At 70.5% G+C, this 15457-nt stretch carries 20 protein-coding genes; 10 read left to right on the forward strand and 10 right to left on the reverse strand.

Annotation, left to right across the window (positions count from 1 at the left end; translation table 11 throughout):
* Positions 1-24 precede the first annotated feature (24 nt).
* The gene (locus ACNF49_RS11105; RefSeq protein ID WP_482943614.1) at positions 25-1014 is read left to right on the forward strand and encodes a serine hydrolase; all 990 of its coding nucleotides are present in this window, start codon (positions 25-27) and stop codon (positions 1012-1014) included.
* Here the strand turns inward: ACNF49_RS11105 and ACNF49_RS11110 are convergent.
* Genes ACNF49_RS11110 through pstS form a run of 6 tightly spaced genes read right to left on the reverse strand, consistent with a single transcriptional unit; the run spans position 983 to position 5470 of the window.
* Positions 983-1231: a winged helix-turn-helix domain-containing protein gene (locus ACNF49_RS11110; RefSeq protein WP_482943615.1), complete on the reverse strand. Its 249-nt coding sequence runs from the start codon at positions 1229-1231 to the stop codon at positions 983-985. The two genes, ACNF49_RS11105 and ACNF49_RS11110, sit on opposite strands and share 32 nt — an antisense overlap.
* The gene (locus tag ACNF49_RS11115; protein ID WP_482943616.1) at positions 1189-1707 is read right to left on the reverse strand and encodes a response regulator; all 519 of its coding nucleotides are present in this window, start codon (positions 1705-1707) and stop codon (positions 1189-1191) included. The genes ACNF49_RS11110 and ACNF49_RS11115 overlap by 43 nt, the downstream gene beginning before the upstream one ends.
* Positions 1707-2483: a phosphate ABC transporter ATP-binding protein PstB gene (gene pstB / locus ACNF49_RS11120; protein WP_482943617.1), complete on the reverse strand. Its 777-nt coding sequence runs from the start codon at positions 2481-2483 to the stop codon at positions 1707-1709. The genes ACNF49_RS11115 and pstB overlap by 1 nt, the downstream gene beginning before the upstream one ends.
* Positions 2484-2498: 15 nt before the next feature.
* Positions 2499-3371: a phosphate ABC transporter permease PstA gene (gene pstA / locus ACNF49_RS11125; protein WP_357985115.1), complete on the reverse strand. Its 873-nt coding sequence runs from the start codon at positions 3369-3371 to the stop codon at positions 2499-2501.
* Positions 3368-4348, reverse strand: a complete 981-nt coding sequence (gene pstC, locus ACNF49_RS11130; protein ID WP_357985112.1) for a phosphate ABC transporter permease subunit PstC — start codon at positions 4346-4348, stop codon at positions 3368-3370. The genes pstA and pstC overlap by 4 nt, the downstream gene beginning before the upstream one ends.
* A gap of 6 nt (positions 4349-4354) precedes the next feature.
* The gene (pstS, locus tag ACNF49_RS11135; protein ID WP_357985109.1) at positions 4355-5470 is read right to left on the reverse strand and encodes a phosphate ABC transporter substrate-binding protein PstS; all 1116 of its coding nucleotides are present in this window, start codon (positions 5468-5470) and stop codon (positions 4355-4357) included.
* Between the two features lie 137 nt (positions 5471-5607).
* On the opposite strand from pstS, the gene ACNF49_RS11140 reads away from it, so the two are divergent.
* From ACNF49_RS11140 to ACNF49_RS11150, 3 genes are all read left to right on the forward strand, one after another.
* Positions 5608-6081 carry a low molecular weight protein-tyrosine-phosphatase gene (locus ACNF49_RS11140; protein WP_482943618.1) on the forward strand — a complete coding sequence of 158 codons (474 nt, stop codon included), beginning with the start codon at positions 5608-5610 and terminating at the stop codon, positions 6079-6081.
* Positions 6068-6853, forward strand: coding sequence for a fructosamine kinase family protein (locus ACNF49_RS11145; RefSeq protein ID WP_357985103.1), 786 nt, complete (start codon positions 6068-6070; stop codon positions 6851-6853). Before ACNF49_RS11140 ends, ACNF49_RS11145 begins: the two co-directional genes overlap by 14 nt.
* A 166-nt stretch (positions 6854-7019) precedes the next feature.
* Positions 7020-7391, forward strand: coding sequence for an Rv3235 family protein (locus tag ACNF49_RS11150; RefSeq protein WP_357985100.1), 372 nt, complete (start codon positions 7020-7022; stop codon positions 7389-7391).
* Between the two features lie 9 nt (positions 7392-7400).
* On the opposite strand, the gene hisN is transcribed toward ACNF49_RS11150, so the two are convergent.
* A complete protein-coding gene (gene hisN / locus ACNF49_RS11155; RefSeq protein ID WP_482943619.1) occupies positions 7401-8234 on the reverse strand; it encodes a histidinol-phosphatase in 834 nt (277 codons plus the stop codon).
* 54 nt (positions 8235-8288) lie between these two features.
* Between hisN and ACNF49_RS11160 the strand changes: the two genes are divergently transcribed.
* Entirely contained in the window at positions 8289-8744 is a 456-nt protein-coding gene (locus ACNF49_RS11160; protein WP_358009509.1) for a DUF4442 domain-containing protein, read from the forward strand.
* Positions 8745-8755: 11 nt separating this feature from the next.
* Here ACNF49_RS11160 and rsgA read toward each other — a convergent pair whose 3' ends face one another.
* Together rsgA and aroA are read right to left on the reverse strand one after the other, a co-directional pair.
* On the reverse strand, positions 8756-9787 hold the full coding sequence (gene rsgA, locus ACNF49_RS11165) for a ribosome small subunit-dependent GTPase A (protein ID WP_357985130.1): 1032 nt from the start codon (positions 9785-9787) through the stop codon (positions 8756-8758).
* A 91-nt stretch (positions 9788-9878) separates the two neighbouring features.
* The gene (gene aroA / locus ACNF49_RS11170) at positions 9879-11153 is read right to left on the reverse strand and encodes a 3-phosphoshikimate 1-carboxyvinyltransferase (RefSeq protein ID WP_482943620.1); all 1275 of its coding nucleotides are present in this window, start codon (positions 11151-11153) and stop codon (positions 9879-9881) included.
* A gap of 133 nt (positions 11154-11286) precedes the next feature.
* Between aroA and ACNF49_RS11175 the strand changes: the two genes are divergently transcribed.
* On the forward strand, positions 11287-12030 hold the full coding sequence (locus ACNF49_RS11175) for an SOS response-associated peptidase (protein ID WP_482943621.1): 744 nt from the start codon (positions 11287-11289) through the stop codon (positions 12028-12030).
* A 156-nt stretch (positions 12031-12186) separates the two neighbouring features.
* Positions 12187-12519: a TraR/DksA family transcriptional regulator gene (locus tag ACNF49_RS11180; protein ID WP_358009513.1), complete on the forward strand. Its 333-nt coding sequence runs from the start codon at positions 12187-12189 to the stop codon at positions 12517-12519.
* Positions 12520-12601: 82 nt separating this feature from the next.
* Here ACNF49_RS11180 and ACNF49_RS11185 read toward each other — a convergent pair whose 3' ends face one another.
* A complete protein-coding gene (locus ACNF49_RS11185; RefSeq protein WP_352322877.1) occupies positions 12602-13342 on the reverse strand; it encodes a class I SAM-dependent methyltransferase in 741 nt (246 codons plus the stop codon).
* A gap of 233 nt (positions 13343-13575) precedes the next feature.
* Here ACNF49_RS11185 and ACNF49_RS11190 point away from each other — a divergent pair, with 233 nt between their 5' ends.
* The 3 genes from ACNF49_RS11190 to ACNF49_RS11200 are packed head-to-tail and all read left to right on the forward strand — an operon-like array spanning position 13576 to position 15393.
* Positions 13576-14181, forward strand: a complete 606-nt coding sequence (locus ACNF49_RS11190; RefSeq protein WP_125648071.1) for a sigma-70 family RNA polymerase sigma factor — start codon at positions 13576-13578, stop codon at positions 14179-14181.
* The gene (gene rsrA / locus ACNF49_RS11195; RefSeq protein WP_358009517.1) at positions 14178-14444 is read left to right on the forward strand and encodes a mycothiol system anti-sigma-R factor; all 267 of its coding nucleotides are present in this window, start codon (positions 14178-14180) and stop codon (positions 14442-14444) included. The genes ACNF49_RS11190 and rsrA overlap by 4 nt, the downstream gene beginning before the upstream one ends.
* A gap of 10 nt (positions 14445-14454) precedes the next feature.
* Positions 14455-15393, forward strand: coding sequence for an NAD-dependent epimerase/dehydratase family protein (locus tag ACNF49_RS11200; RefSeq protein ID WP_482943622.1), 939 nt, complete (start codon positions 14455-14457; stop codon positions 15391-15393).
* Positions 15394-15457: the final 64 nt, after the last annotated feature.

Consider the following 15457-nt stretch of genomic DNA (forward strand, 5'->3'; position numbering starts at 1 on the left):
ATTCACCGCATGATCGCGGGCAGCGTGAGGACGCTTCCACGGCTGGCCCTCGCGCTCGCCCTCCTGCCACCGCTGCTCGCCCCGGGCAGAGCCGCGGGGACGGCGCCGGCCACGTACGCGACGCCGGGGACGGCGAGCGCGCACGCGGTGGTGCCGGGGACGGCGAGCGCGCTCAACGTGCGCGCCGCGTCAGGGCCGGTACGCATGCCGCACCGCCTCGGCCCCCCGGCGATCGCCGGGAAGGTCCCGGCCGAGAAGCCGAAGGCGGTGAAACCCGTCCCGGCCAAGAAGATCACCAAGCGGCTCGACCGCTTCCTGGCGGGCCGGCCGGGCCCGGTCACGGCCATGGTCAGGGATCTGACGACCGGCCGCGTCTACCGCTACCACCCAGGTGAACGGCTGATCACCGCCAGCACGGCCAAGGTCCAGATCCTGATGGCGCTTCTGCTCGGGAAACCGTGGCGCAAGCTGCCCGAGTCCGTCAGGCGCGACGCCGACCTGATGATCCGCTACAGCGACAACCACGCGGCCGACCGCCTGTGGTTGCGGATCGGAGGCGCGGCGGGCTTCACCGAGGCCGGCCGGAGGTTCGGGCTCAGGCACACCAGGGGCGTCCCGGGGGACTGCGTCGACCTCTACTGCTGGGGCATCACCGAGACGTCGGTGGACGACCAGGTCCGCCTGATGAAGGCGCTGGTGTCCGGGAAGAGCCCGCTCAAGGCCAAGGAGCGCGCGCAGGCGCTCGAACTCATGGGCGCGGTCGTCCGCGGCCAGGACTGGGGCGTCTCCGCCGCGGCCTGCGCGGGCGAGCGCGTGCGCCTGAAGAACGGCTGGCTGAAGCGCGTCTCCAACGGGCGCTGGGCCACGGTCAGCGTGGGGCTGATCCGGGGCCGCGGCCACGACTACGCGGTCGCCGTCCTCACCGAGGGCAGCGCCGAGGTGGGGGACGGCATCGCGACCGTCGAGGGCGTCGCCGCGCGGATCATGCGGGACTTCCGGAAGTGCCGGGCGTGACCAGCCGGTAGCCGACGCCGCGCACGGTCTGGATGAGCTGGTCGTCGTTGTCGCCGAGGCGCGCGCGCAGCCGTTTGACGTGCACCGCGATCGTGTTCGTCGACGTGGTCGCGGCGGCGTGCCACACGTGCCGCATGATCTGCTCGCGGGTGACCGTGCGGTCGGCGTTGCGCATCAGGTACTGCAGCAGCTCGAACTCGCGCAGCGGGAGGTGCACGGCGCGGCCCGCGACGCGTACCTGGTAGGCCTGGACGTCCAGTTCGACGCCGCCGACGGCCAGCACCTTGCGGGACTCGGGGAGGCCGCCTGGATGAACGGCAGCAGTTCCGGCACCCGGTACGGCCGGGCCACGCAGGCCGCCGCCCCCGCCGCGAGCGCGCGTACGGCCTGCTCGGCGTTCCCCTCGCCGACGCCGAGCAGGACCGGTACGGCTCGCGCGAGCCGTACCGCGCGGACGAAGTCGACCGCGTCGATGACCGGGAGCGTGGCCGACACGAGCACCACGTCCGGCTGCAGCGCCCCCGCCTGGAGCAGCCCTTGGGCGCCGTCCGGCGCGCCGGTGACGGCCACGCCCTCGCGTTCCAGCGCCGTGACGAGGTCATCGACCACGGCGTCATCGGGGTCGGCGATGAGCAGTACGGGCTTGGTCCGCGTGTCCCCGTTCATCGTGGATGCCGCCTGCTGTGGGGTCATCAGCCGAAGCGTCCCGTGATGTAGTCCTCTGTTGCCTTCTCTGAAGGGTTGGTGAACATGCGGGAGGTCTCGTCCATCTCGATGACCTTGCCGGGCTTGCCCTGGGCGGCCAGGTTGAAGAACGCGGTCCGGTCGCTGACCCGGGCGGCCTGCTGCATGTTGTGGGTCACGATCACGATCGTGAACTCTTCCTTGAGCTGGGCCATCAGGTCCTCGATGGCCAGCGTCGAGATCGGGTCGAGCGCCGAGCACGGCTCGTCCATGAGCAGGACCTGCGGCTTGACCGCGATCGCGCGGGCGATGCACAGGCGCTGCTGCTGACCGCCGGACAGGCCGGCGCCGGGCTTGTTCAGCCGGTCCTTGACCTCGTTCCAGAGGTTGGCGCCCTTCAGCGACTCCTCCACGACGCCGTCGAGGGTGGACTTGCCGACCCGGCCGTTGAGGCGGAGCCCGGCGGCCACGTTCTCGTAGATCGACATCGTGGGGAACGGGTTGGGGCGCTGGAAGACCATGCCGACCATCCGCCGGACCGAGACGGGCTCGACGGTGGGGGCGTACAGGTCTTCGCCGTCGAGCATGACCTTGCCCTCGACGCGGGCGCCGGGGATCACCTCGTGCATGCGGTTGAGCGTGCGCAGGAACGTCGACTTGCCGCATCCGGACGGGCCGATGAACGCGGTGATCGAGCGCGGCTCGATGGTCATCGACACGTCCTCGATCGCCTTGTGCGAACCGTAGTACGCGTCGAGGCCCGAGACCTGGATCTGCTTGGACATTGTGGCGGTTACCCCCTATCGGCCCCTGGCGGGCCTGCGCCACCAGGCGATCAGGCGCGCCACCAGGTTGAGCAGCATGACGATCAGGATCAGCGTGAGGGCTCCGGCCCAGGCGCGGTCGATGGCGGTGTCGTTGGGACGGGCCGCCTGGTCGAAGACGAAGAGCGGAAGGCCCATCTGCGGCCCGCTGAACGGATCGTTGTTGATGGAGTCGGTGAAGAACACCGTGAGCAGCAGCGGCGCGGTCTCGCCGGCCACGCGGGCGACGGCCAGCATGACGCCGGTGACGATGCCGGTGAACGCGGTCGGCAGCACGACCTTCAGGATCGTGCGCCACTTGGCCACGCCCAGCGCGTACGAGGCTTCGCGCAGGTCGTTGGGCACCAGCCGGAGCATTTCCTCGGCCGATCTGACCACGGTCGGCATCATCAGGATCGACAGCGCCAGCGCGCCGGCGAAGCCGGAGAACGGGTTGCCCAGGAAGAGCACCCAGAAGGCGAGGATGAACAGGCCGGAAACGACTGAAGGGACGCCGGTCATGACGTCCACGAAGAAGCTGATGGCCCGGCTCAGGCGGCCGCCGTGGCCGTACTCGACCAGGTAGATGGCGGTGAACAGGCCGATCGGGACCGAGATGAGCGAGGCCAGCAGGACCTGCTCCAAGGTGCCGATGATGGCGTGGTAGGCGCCGCCGCCGACGTCCCGGGCGCCGATGTTCCGCATCGAGTGGGTGAGGAACTCCAGGTCGAAGCGGGCCAGGCCGTTCGAGATCACCAGCCAGAGGACCGAGATGAGCGGTACCACGGCCAGCGCGAACGCCAGGTAGACCAGCCCCTGGACGAACCTGTCCTTGATCCGGCGGCCGGTCGAGATGTGCTGGATGGTCATGACCCCACCGCCCTGAACTCCTTGCGCCGGTTGATCACCATGCGTGCGCCCATGTTGACCAGCAGCGTGATGACGAACAGCACCAGACCGGAGGCGATCAGCGCGCCCCGGCCGACCTGCGTGGCCTCGCCGAAGCCGTTGGCGATGTTGGCCGCGATGCTGTTGGCGTGCGGGGTGAGGATCTCGAAGCTGAGGTCGAAGGTGGCGGGGAAGATCAGCGCGACCGCGATGGTCTCGCCCATCGCGCGGCCGAGGCCGAGCATGGCGGCGCTGATGACACCGGGCCGGCCGAACGGCAGCACGGCCATCCTGATCATCTCCCAGCGGGTGGCGCCGAGCGCCAGGGCCGCCTCTTCGTTCATCTTCGGGGCCTGGAGGAAGACCTCGCGCGAGATGGCCGCGATGATCGGCAGGATCATGATCGCCAGGACGATGCCGCCGGCGAGCATGGTCTTGCCGCCGATGGCCCCCTCGCCGGAGAACAGCGGGAACCAGCCGAGGTGCTCGTTGAGCCACTGCGACGGCGTGCGCAGCAGCGGCACCAGGAACGTCACGCCCCACAGGCCGTAGACGACGCTGGGCACGGCGGCCAGCAGGTCGACCAGGTAGCCGAGCGGCCCGGCCAGGCGGCGGGGCGCGTAGTGGGAGATGAACAGCGCCACGCCCACCGCGATGGGGGTGGCGATGACCAGCGCGATCGCCGAGCTGAGGACGGTGCCGAAGGCCAGCGCGCCGATGCCGAAGACCTGGCTACCGTTGGGCTCCCAGATCAGGTCGGTGAAGAAGTTGCCCTTGTTCGCCTGCAGGGCCGGGACGGCCTCGCTGATGAGGAAGACGGCGATGGCCGCCATGATCCCCAGCAGCAGGACGCCGGCACCGGTGGAGACGAACTTGAAGGGGCCTTCACCATGGCTGCGCCGCGAGGCGGACCGGCGCGTGGCCGGCCCGCCCCCACGGGTACGAACGTTGGTCGTCATGTTGTGCTAGGAGATCGCGCCGACGGCGGTGCGGACCTTGGTGAGCAGCTCGCCCGCGAGCGGGGCGTAGCCGAGCTCCTTCAGCGCGGCCTGGCCCTCGTCGCTGGAGGTGTAGGTGAGGAACTCCTTGACAATCTTGGCCTGCTCGGGCGCGAGGCCCTTCTCGCAGGTGATCTCGTACGTCACCAGCACGATCGGGTACGCGCCCGCCGTCTTGGTGGCGTAGTCGATGCTCAGCTTCAGGTCGTTGCCGGTGCCGGTGATCTCGGCGGTCTCGACCGTCTTGGCCGCGCTGTCGGCGGTCAGCTCGACGAACTCGCCGGAGCCGTTGGCCACCTTGGCCTTGCTGAGCTGGGAGTTCTCGGCGAAGGAGAGCTCGACGTAGCCGATGGAACCCTCGGTGCTCTTGACGCTGGCCGCGACCTGGTCCGAGCCCTTGGCGCCCTGGCCCTTGGCCTCGGCGGGCCACGCCTTGGCGGGCTCGTACGGCCAGCCGGCGGTCGCCTTGAGGAACTTGGTGAAGTTGTCGCTGGTGCCCGACTCGTCCGAGCGGTGGAAGGCCGAGATCGGCGTGGACGGGAGCTTGGCGTCGGGGTTGTCGGCCTTGATGGCCGCGTCGTCCCACTTGGTGATCTTGCTGTCGAAGATGCCGCCGATGGTCTTGGGCGACAGCTGCAGGCCGTCCACGCCGGGGAGGTTGTAGACCACCGCGACCGGGCCGGTCACCATCGGGATGTTGATGGCCTTGCCGGTCTTGCACCGGGCGTCGGCCTGGGCGGGCTCGCCCTTGTCGTCCTTGAGAGCGGAGTCCGAACCCGCGAAGTCGACCGTGCCCGCGATGAACGACTGCACACCGGCACCCGAACCGCTCGGCTGGTAGTTCAGGCTCACGCCCGAGTTCTTGGCCTGGAAGTCCTTCTTCCACTGGTCGATCGCGTTGGCCTGGGCCGACGAGCCGGCGGCGTTGATGGTGCCGCTCAGGCCGTTGTCGTTGCCCGCGGCGGGGGCGCTGGCGGAGCTGGTGCCGTTCGTGCCCCCGGAGCTGTTGTTGTCTGTGCCGCACGCAGCGAGCGAGAGCGCGCCGACGACGGCGACGGCGGCGAGCCGGCCTGCATACTTCACGGTTGGGTTCCCCTCACTTGGTCCTTAGTCGTCCATGAAGTTATGCAGGCAAAGTGACTCAGACCCCCCAACAAGGGTGAACGTTCGGTGAACGCCCCTGGTCGTCTCCATCAATGTGACCAGCGAAGATGGGATGCATGAGCTATCGCGTGTGTCTCGTGTGCATGGGCAACATCTGCCGTTCCCCGATGGCGGAGGTGGTGCTCCGCCGGACCCTGGAGGAGCGCGGGCTCGGCGGCCGGGTAGTCGTCGAGAGCGCGGGCACCGGCGGCTGGCACGCCGGCGATCCGATGGACGAGCGGGCGCTGGGCATCCTGGCCGAGCACGGCTACGACGGCGCCGCCCACCGTGCCAGGCAGTTCACGCATGACTGGTTCGACCGTTACGACCTGGTGCTGGCGATGGACCGGGACAACGCGGCCAACCTGCGCCGCCTGGCGCCCGCCGACGTCGAGGTGCGCCTGTTCCGCTCGTTCGACCCCGGCGCGCCGGACGGCGCCGAGGTGCCCGACCCCTATTACGGTGGCCGCGAGGGTTTCGAGGAGGTGCTGACCATGCTGGAGACGGCCTCGAAGGGCGTGGCCGCGCACATCGCCGATGAGATCGACTGAGGACCTCGGCTCCTCCCACGGCCGCCGGCTGCAGCGCGGCGTGCTGGAGGACGGGCGGCAGGTGTTCGCCAAGATCGGTCCTGCCTCCGACGTGTTCGCCTCCGAGGCCGCCGGGTTGCGCTGGCTGGGCGAGGCGATCACCGTGCCCGAGGTCGTGGAGGCCGGCCCCGACCGGCTGGTGTTGTCGTGGGTGCCGCAGGAGGCGCCCACCGCCGAGGCGGCCCTGCGGTTCGGCCGTGACCTGGCCCGTCTGCACCGCGCCGGGGCGGCCGGGTTCGGCGCGCCCTGGCCGGGGTTCATCGCCGAGTTGCCCATGGACAACTCGCCCGACGGCGACTGGCCGTCCTTCTACGCGACCCGGCGGGTGATGCCGTTCCTGCGCCGGGCGCGGCTGCCGGCCGCGGACGTGAGGCTGGTCGAGCGGGCGGTGGAGCGGTTCGCCGAGGTGGCCGGGCCGCCCGAGCCACCCGCCCGCGTCCATGGGGATCTGTGGAGCGGGAACGTGTTGTGGTCCGGCGGCACCGGGGTGCTCGTCGATCCGGCGGCCCACGGCGGGCACCGGGAGACGGACCTGGCCATGCTCGCCCTGTTCGGGCTGCCGTACCTGGATCGGGTGATGGGGGCGTACCAGGAGGAGTTCCCGCTCGCGCCGGGGTGGCGGGAGCGGGTGCCGCTGCACCAGCTCCATCCGCTGCTGGTGCACGTGGTGCTGTACGGAGCCTCCTACCGCGACTCGTTGCTGAATGCGGTCGCCCGGGTGTTGTCGCTCTGAACAACCGATAAAGAAATAGGGGATCCAGCCGCGCGAAGCATTTCTCCGCCCAAGGGGAGGAAAGAGGACGACGGCCGGGTAAAGTTGGCGGATTTCGTATCCGGCGGCCCCGGCCGAAAACTCATTAAGGCGTTTCCTTCTTCCCCCTGAGTCAATTGGAGGGCGCATGGCGGACGACCCCACGCACGGCGCACTGGCCCTGACCCCGCTGGTCTGGGGGCCGCCCGGAGCCCGGCCCGACGAACGCAGGCTGCGCCAGCTCGGGCAGGCGCTGGCCGAGGTGCTGACGGGTCGCCGCCCGCCGGAGTCGGTGGCCGACCGGCTCACCGGCCGGGCCTACCGCGACCTCGTCAGGGCCGGGCAGATGATCTCCGCCGATCGGCCGCCGTTCGTCGGGAGCCCGCACGTCAAGGAGCCGCGGGAAGGGGCCGTCGAGATGTGCGTGCTGGTGCACTGCGGCGAGCGCAGTCACGTTCTGGCCGTACGGCTGGAGCGGCACGGCCACCGATGGTTGTGCACCGACTTCGAGACGGCCTGAAGCGGGCTCTCAGGAGGTGATCGTGGTGCCGTTGAGCCGGTTCAGCACCTCGTCGTGGAGGGCGCCGTTCGTGCAGACCAGGCTGCCGCCCTCCAGGCCGCGCACGCCGGCGAGGTCGGTCCAGACGCCGCCGGCCTCCTCGACGATCACGGTGAGGGCCGCCATGTCCCAGGGCGACAGCTCCGGCTCGGCGGACACGTCGGCCGAGCCCTCGGCGACCATCATGTGCGACCAGAAGTCGCCGTACGCGCGGGTGCGCCAGCAGGCGCGGCCGAGGTCGAGGAAGTTGTCCAGCTTGCCGAGCTTCTCCCAGCCGCCGAAGCTGGAGTAGGAGAAGGAGGCGTCCTCCAGCCTGGTGACCGAGGAGACGCTCATCCTGGAGGCCTTGGCCAGGCTCCTGCCGGTCCAGGCGCCGCCGCCGGTCGCCGCCCACCAGCGACGGCCGAGCGCGGGGGCCGACACCAGGCCGACGACGACCTTGCCGTACTCCATGAGGGCGATCAGCGTGGCCCACACGGGCACGCCGCGCACGTAGTTCTTGGTGCCGTCGATGGGGTCGATGATCCACGACCGGGCTCCCCACCCGGTCTTGCCGAACTCCTCGCCCACCACCGCGTCACGCGGCCGGGCCCGGCGCAGCGTGCCGCGGATGGCCTCCTCGACGGCGCGGTCGGCGTCGCTGACCGGCGTCAGGTCGGGCTTGGTCTCGACCTTGAGGTCGACCGCCTTGAAGCGCCGCATGGTCAGGTCGTCGGCGGCGTCCGCCATGACGTGAGCGAGGCGTAGATCGTCGTTGTAACCCTGCACGGTCAGCCACGCTATCGCGTCGGTCGTGCCGGACATCAGTCACCGGCGCCCCTTTTCTGGTAACTCCCTTTTCACCTACTGACCAGTAACATGTCTCCTATGTCCACTGATGTAGGTGCCTTCCTTCTCGAAACCGTTCCATTCGCCCGTACGTTGGGGATCGTGTTCGACTCGGTCGAGGACGGCCGGGCGGAATGCCGGCTGCCCGACCGGCCCGAGCTGCACAACCACGTGGCCGGGCCGCACGCGGGCACGCTGTTCACCCTGGCCGAGTCGGCGTCGGGCGCGGCGGTGCTGTCCAGGTTCGGCGACCAGCTCAGCCGCAGCGTGCCGCTGCCCACGACGGCGACCATCGAGTTCCGGAAGGTGGCCCTGGGGGAGGTGCGGGCCGAGGCGCGGGTGGCCGCCTCGAGGGAGGAGGTCGTCGGCAAGCTGGACGCCGGCGAGCGGCCGGTCTTCGACGTGCTGGTCGACGTGCGCGACGCGGCCGGCACCCTGGTCTCCAGCCTCACCGTCACCTGGACGCTGCGCCCCAACCGCCCCTGAACGGCCGGTGATCAGGCGGCGGGCTCGTCGGGGGCACCCTCGCGGCTGGACAGCAGGCGGCGCAGCGACTCCAGGCGGGTCGGGTCGGCGTTGCCCGCGGCCGCCCAGGCGTCGAGCGCGCAGCCGTCGCCGAGATGGGTGCAGCCCTTCGGGCAGGTGACCGTGCCCTCCACCAGGTCGGGGAAGGCGGCCAGCACGGTCTCGACCGACACGTGGGCCAGGCCGAAGCTGCGCACCCCCGGCGTGTCGATGATCCAGCCGCCCTCGGGCAGCTCCAGCGCGACGGCCGAGGTGGAGGTGTGGCGGCCGCGGCCGGTGACCGCGTTGACGTGCGAGACCGCGCGGTTGGCATCGGGCACCAGGGCGTTGACCAGGGTGGACTTGCCCACGCCCGAATGGCCCACCAGCACGCTGATGCGGCCGGCCAGGTGGTCGCGCAGCTCGTCGAGGGAGCCGCCCTTGTGGACCACGATGTGCGGCACGCCCAGCGGCTCGTACAGGGCGACCAGCTCGTCCGGCGAGGCGAGGTCGGACTTGGTCAGGCAGAGCAGGGCGTCGATCCCGGCGTCGAACGCCGCCACCAGGATCCGGTCGATCATCCGGGGCCTGGGCGGCGGGTCGGCCAGCGCCGTGACGATCACGAGCTGGTCGGCGTTGGCCACGACCGGGCGCTCGATGCCGTCGGTGTCGTCGGTGTCGTCGGCCGAGCGGCGCAACATCGAGGTGCGCGGCTCCACACGGACCACCCTGGCCAGCGTGTCGGGGCGGCCCGACACGTCGCCGACCAGGGCCACCCGGTCGCCGACCACGATGCCCTTGCGGCCCAGCTCGCGGGCCTTCATGGCGACCACGAGCCGGCGCTGCTGCTGCTTGCGCTTGTGGCCGCGCTCGGGCTCGACCAGGGTGGTGTAGCGGCCCCGGTCGACGGCGACCACGAAGCCCTCCACGGCGTCCTCGTGCGCGGGACGGATGCGGGTGCGCGGGCGCGAGCCCTTGCCCGGCCTGACCCGTACGTCGTCCTCGTCGTACTCCCGCTTTCTCAGCGGTCCGCTCCCATGCGCTCGCTTCCTCTCACGCCTGACCCTCCTGCGAAGTGCCCCCGCCGCCTGCCGCGAAACGCGCGATCATCGCCGCTCATCGGGCCTCCAGCATCGCCGCCCACATCTGGACGAACTCCGGCAACGTCTTGGCGGTCGTCGCGATGTTCTCCACCTCCACGCCCGGCACCGCGAGGCCGATCACGGCCCCGGCCGTGGCCATGCGGTGGTCGTCGTAGCTGTGGAACACGCCGCCGTGCAGCGGGCGGGGACGGATGAGCAGGCCGTCGGCCGTCTCCTCCGCGTCGCCGCCGAGGGCGTTGATCTCGGTGGCCAGCGCGGCCAGCCGGTCGGTCTCGTGGCCGCGCAGGTGGCCGACCCCGCGGATGCGGCTCGGCGTGGTGGCCAGGGCGGCCAGCGCGGCGATCGTGGGGGTCAGCTCGCCCACCTCGTGCAGGTCGGCGTCGAGGCCCTTGACCTCGCCCGTGCCGGTGACGACCAGGTCGTCGCCGTCGCGGGTCACCGTGGCGCCCATGGTGGTGAGCAGGCCGCGCAGCGCGTCGCCCGGCTGGGTGGTCTCCGCCGGCCAGCAGGGGACCGTGACCGTGCCGCCCGTGACCAGCGCGGCGGCCAGGAACGGCGCCGCGTTGGACAGGTCGGGCTCGACCGTCATGTCCCTGGCCGCGATCGGGCCCGGCTCGACCCGCCACACGTCGCGCTCGGTGTCGTCGACCCTGACCCCGGCCTCGCGCAGCATGTGGACGGTCATCTCGATGTGCGGCTGGGAGGGCACCGGCGGGCCGACGTGCCGGATCGTCACGCCCTTCGCGAACCGCGCGGCCGTCAGCATCAGCCCCGAGACGAACTGCGAGGAGCCGGAGGCGTCGATGGTGACCTCGCCGCCGGTCAGCGGCCCGGTGATGGTGAACGGGAGCGCGTCGTTGTCGATGCGCGCCCCGAGCGCGCGCAGGGCGTCGAGGATCGGGCCCATCGGACGCCTGCGGGCGTAGGGGTCGCCGTCGAAGAAGACCGAGCCGTCGGCCAGCGCCGCCATCGGCGGGACGAACCGCATGACCGTGCCCGCCAGCCCGGCGTCGATGCGCGCGCCGCCGCGGACCGGGCCCGGCGTCACCTCCCAGTCGACCGCGTCGGTGGTCTCGCGCACGGCCGTCAGCGTGGCGCCGAGCGCGCGCAGGGCCGACACCATGAGGTCGGCGTCGCGGCTGCGCAGCGCCTGGCGCACGACGCCCGGACCGTCGGCCAGCGCGGCGAGCAGCAGCGCCCGGTTGGTGACGGACTTGGAGCCGGGCAGGCGGACGGAGGCGTTGACGGGCGTGTCGGCCGTCGGCGCGGGCCAGTGCTGAGCGGGCATGTCCAAAGCCTACTGGGCCTGGTACGGCGCGTTCACAGCCTGTGGACGACGCGTCGCCCTTCCGTGAAGCCGAGCCGCCCCGGCCGGAGGCGAAGCCGCGAAGCGAGACCCGGACGTATGGCAATGTGGGGACATGTGCGGTAGATACGCCTCGGCGCGCAAGAAGCACGAACTGCTGGAGGAGTTCCAGGTCGAGCTCGACGGCGAGCCCGACAAGGAGCTGGGCGCCGACTTCAACGTCGCCCCCACCAAGAACGTCTACGCGGTCATGAGCCGGACCTCCAAGGAGGACGAGCACGCGGTCCGGCAGCTCAGGATCGTCAGGTGGGGCCTCGTGCCGGTCTGGGCCAAGGACCCGTCGATCGGCTCCCGGCTGATCAACGCCAGGGCCGAGACGCTGGCCGAGAAGCCGTCGTTCCGGCAGGCGTTCGCCAAGCGCAGGTGCCTGATCCCGGCCGACGGCTACTTCGAATGGATGGCCGTCGAGGGCGAGAAGAAGAAGCAGCCGTACTTCATCCACCCGGCCGACGGTGGCGTGCTGGCCATGGCCGGCCTGTACGAGTTCTGGAAGGACCGCACCCGCGACGACGACGACCCGCTCAAGTGGCTGGTGACCTGCACGGTCATCACCACGGACGCGGAGGACCAGCTCGGCCGCATCCACGACAGGATGCCCATGATGATCGAGCGCGACCGCTGGGCCGACTGGCTCGACCCGGGCCTCACCGACACCGAGCGCGCCTCACGACTCCTGGTGCCCGCGGAGGCCGGGAGGCTGGCGGCATATCCCGTTTCTACTGATGTCAATAATGTCCGGAACAATGGGCCGGATCTCATCAAACCGCTTCCCGACGAGGAGGAAGCCAGCCTTTTCTAAAGGTGTAAGAAGCATGGTAAGTGGGCATTCGGTGAGGAAAGCGATGCGACCGTTCACTCGGTGTCACCGCCACAACATGCCCCTAATTGCGCCGGGCGGGACAACCGGGGAGTCCTAGCCGCGGGCTTCCCCCTTTTCACCCGGAGGTGCGGATTCGTGGACGTCACGACCGCTCGTAAGCGGCTCGAAGACATGCTCGCGGAGCTGGACCGCTCGATCGGGGTCCTTCAGGGCGACCCCGTCGCGATCCGCGAGCACTCGGCGGCCGACGCGGGCTCCGACCTCACCGACGCCGACCGCGCGCAGGCCATGCTCACCGTGGCGACCGCGCAACGCCGCGCGGTGACCGAGGCGATCAGGCGCCTGGACGAAGGCGCGTACGGCAGGTGCGTCGACTGCGACAAGCCGGTGCCCGAGGGCAGGCTGGAGGCCCGCCCGGAGGCCGCCCGCTGCGTGCAGTGCCAGGGGAAACGCGAACGCCGCCGCTGACCGGCCGCACAGCTGACCGGCCGCCGCAGCCGAAGGCCGCCGGTCACGGAGAACGGCGGCCCTCGGAAAGCCGGGCGGCGGGTCAGCTCTTGCGCGCGCTGGCCACCAGGTGGATGCCCACCGTGTCGTCGTCGTCGGGATGGGCGTCGAGCTCGGTGCGCACGAGCCAGGTCAGGGCCCGCCCGTCGGACCCGAGCACGTGGTCAACCGTGGACGGCGACAACACCGTGCGCGGCCGCATCCACTCCACCTCCAGCCCGGCCCCCATCAGCAGCTCGCGGAGCTGGCCGCTGCTGAAGCAGCGCGTGATGCTGCCGTCGGGCCAGGGCACCAGCATGACCTCGCCGGTCTGCCGCAGGTGCTGCCACTGCTCCTGCTCGGCCAGGATCGCCATGCCGAGCACCAGCGAGTCGACGCACACCAGCGCCCGCCCGCCCGGACGCAGCACCCTGGCCACGTCGCTCATCGCCGACTCGGCCATGAGCTCGATCGACATCGCGCGTTCCTCGGCGACCACCGCGTCGACGCTCTCATCGGGAAGAAAAGCCAGATCATCGGCGCGTACGTGCCGAACCCGGTCGGCGTCCCGCAAACGGGACTGCGCGTCCACGGTCCGGCGGAAGTCGAGCACCTCGATCACCCGGTGTCCCGCCCTCGCGGCCTGGCCGGACCAGCGTCCGCGGCCGCCGGACAGATCGAGGATCACCGACGGTTCGCCGGGGAGCCAGCGGTTCAGTTGCTCGGCGGCGACGGCGCGGTAGAAGGTCCAGTACGGCCCGAGCGTCCCAGAGCCGTTCAGTTCCTCGGCCGGAATGGGCAGCACACGCGACTCCTGAGTTCCGGAAAAAGGGCTACCAGCCGGTACGTATGGACGTTCCCCGCACCGGGTCCTCTGTACCTTCTATCTTGCGGGAACAGACAAGGGCGCGGGCGTGTTGCGACGAGCATGCTCACATTGGAAAGACCGCGCCCCGATGACCAGGAGGTCATCGGCCAGCGGGTATTCTCCCCTGAGTACGGTGTACCGCCACAGCCGGCCACCGGTGATCTTAGGGGGTGGGTCCGGTGCCCGCGACAGGCGCGGAGACTCTGGAGCAGCGCAGCGAGCGGTTCGAGCGCGACGTCATGCCGTATCTCGAACAGCTCTACTCCGCCGCGCTCCGGATGACCCGGAATCCAGCGGACGCGGAGGACCTGCTTCAGGAGACCTTCGCCAAGGCATTCGCGTCGTTCCACCAGTTCCAGGAGGGCACGAACCTCAAGGCGTGGCTCTACCGGATCCTGACGAACACGTTCATCAACAGCTACCGCAAGAAGCAGCGTGAGCCCAAGCAGTCCGGCACCGAGGAGATCGAGGACTGGCAGCTCGCGCGCGCCGAGTCCCACACCTCGAGCGGGCTGAAGTCGGCCGAGGTCGAGGCGCTGGAGCACCTCCCCGACGGCGACATCAAGCAGGCGCTCGCGGCGCTGCCGGAAGAGTTCAGGATCGCCGTCTACCTCGCCGACGTCGAAGGCTTCCCCTACAAGGAGATCGCCGACATCATGGGCACTCCCATCGGCACCGTGATGTCCAGGCTGCATCGGGGACGCAGGCAGCTCCGGGGCCTCCTTGAGGACTACGCCCGCGAGCGCGGCCTGGTCCCCTCGGAGGGATCGAAATGAGCTGTGGTAACCCGCACGACACCGACTGTCGCGAGGTGCTGGACAAGGTCTACGCCTATCTCGACGGCGAGCTGACCGAGGGTGACGTCTCCGACATCCGCGTGCATCTCGACGAGTGCAGCCCGTGCCTGAAGGAGTACGACCTCGACAAGGCGGTCAAGGCGCTCGTGGCCAAGCACTGCGGCTGCGATCCCGTCCCCGCCGATCTGCGTTCCAAGGTGCTGGCGCGGATCGAGCAGGTGAGGTCGGAGCTGGCCGACTAGGATTCACGCCATGCGCGTCCTAGTCACCGGTGGTGCCGGTTTCATCGGGTCGAATCTCGTCGACCGCCTGCTCGCGGACGGACACGAGGTCGTCGCCGTAGACGACCTGTCCTCCGGCAGCAGGGACAACCTGGTCAACGCCGCCGAGAGCGACCGTTTCAGCCTGCACGTCCTCGACGTGCGCGACCCGGCGATCATCGGGCTGGCGGCCGAGCTGCGGCCCGAGGTCATCTGCCACCTGGCCGCCCAGATCAGCGTACGCAAGAGCGTCGCCGACCCCGTCCACGACGCCCGGCTCAACGTCGAGGGCACCGCGTCGGTGCTGACGGCGGCCAAGGAGGGCACCACGCGCAAGGTGGTGTTCGCCTCGTCCGTGGCGGTCTACGGCCGGCCCGCCACGATCCCCGTGCCCGGCGACGCGCCCACCGACCCGCGCTCGCCGTACGCGGCCTCCAAGCTGAGCGCCGAGACCTACCTGGCGACCTTCCGCGCCCTCTACGGCCTGGAGTACACCACGCTGGTGCTCTCCAACGTCTACGGCCCGCGCCAGTCGCCCGACGGTGAGGCCGGCGTCGTGTCGATCTTCACCGACGCCCTGCTCAACGGCACCCCCACCGTCCTCTACGGCGACGGCACCCAGACCCGCGACTACGTCTACGTCGACGACGTGGTCGACGGCTTCGTCCGGGCCTGCGGCAGCGAGGGCAACGGCCGCCGCTTCAACCTCGGCACCGGCATCCAGACCACCGACAGGCGCCTGCACTCGCTGATCGCCGACGCGGCCGGGGCCCACGACAAGCCGGGCTTCGCGCCCCCGCGCGTCGGCGACCTGCCGGCGATGGCCGTCGATCCGGTGCCCGCCCACGAGGGGCTTCGCTGGGAGCCGCGCACCGACCTGCCGACCGGCGTGAAGAGCACCGTGGCCTGGGCGCGGAGTCGCGCCAGGTAGTTGCTTGATTACACTTTGCTTGCGATTTCCCGCTCGGCCCGTACGGTGACGTCGTCTTCTGTAG

The sequence above is a fragment of the Actinomadura sp. ATCC 39365 genome, from assembly GCF_054392275.1.

What these genes read in the sequence shown, in the direction of transcription:
- ACNF49_RS11140 (WP_482943618.1), top strand. Translation starts at nt 5,608, where the DNA reads ATGAGCTATCGCGTGTGTCTCGTGTGCATGGGCAACATCTGCCGTTCC.
- pstA (WP_357985115.1), bottom strand. Translation starts at nt 3,371, where the DNA reads ATGACCATCCAGCACATCTCGACCGGCCGCCGGATCAAGGACAGGTTC.
- rsrA (WP_358009517.1), top strand. Translation starts at nt 14,178, where the DNA reads ATGAGCTGTGGTAACCCGCACGACACCGACTGTCGCGAGGTGCTGGAC.
- ACNF49_RS11175 (WP_482943621.1), top strand. Translation starts at nt 11,287, where the DNA reads ATGTGCGGTAGATACGCCTCGGCGCGCAAGAAGCACGAACTGCTGGAG.
- ACNF49_RS11200 (WP_482943622.1), top strand. Translation starts at nt 14,455, where the DNA reads ATGCGCGTCCTAGTCACCGGTGGTGCCGGTTTCATCGGGTCGAATCTC.
- ACNF49_RS11160 (WP_358009509.1), top strand. Translation starts at nt 8,289, where the DNA reads ATGTCTCCTATGTCCACTGATGTAGGTGCCTTCCTTCTCGAAACCGTT.
- pstC (WP_357985112.1), bottom strand. Translation starts at nt 4,348, where the DNA reads ATGACGACCAACGTTCGTACCCGTGGGGGCGGGCCGGCCACGCGCCGG.
- ACNF49_RS11145 (WP_357985103.1), top strand. Translation starts at nt 6,068, where the DNA reads ATGAGATCGACTGAGGACCTCGGCTCCTCCCACGGCCGCCGGCTGCAG.
- aroA (WP_482943620.1), bottom strand. Translation starts at nt 11,153, where the DNA reads ATGCCCGCTCAGCACTGGCCCGCGCCGACGGCCGACACGCCCGTCAAC.
- ACNF49_RS11150 (WP_357985100.1), top strand. Translation starts at nt 7,020, where the DNA reads ATGGCGGACGACCCCACGCACGGCGCACTGGCCCTGACCCCGCTGGTC.
- ACNF49_RS11115 (WP_482943616.1), bottom strand. Translation starts at nt 1,707, where the DNA reads ATGACCCCACAGCAGGCGGCATCCACGATGAACGGGGACACGCGGACC.
- pstB (WP_482943617.1), bottom strand. Translation starts at nt 2,483, where the DNA reads ATGTCCAAGCAGATCCAGGTCTCGGGCCTCGACGCGTACTACGGTTCG.
- hisN (WP_482943619.1), bottom strand. Translation starts at nt 8,234, where the DNA reads ATGTCCGGCACGACCGACGCGATAGCGTGGCTGACCGTGCAGGGTTAC.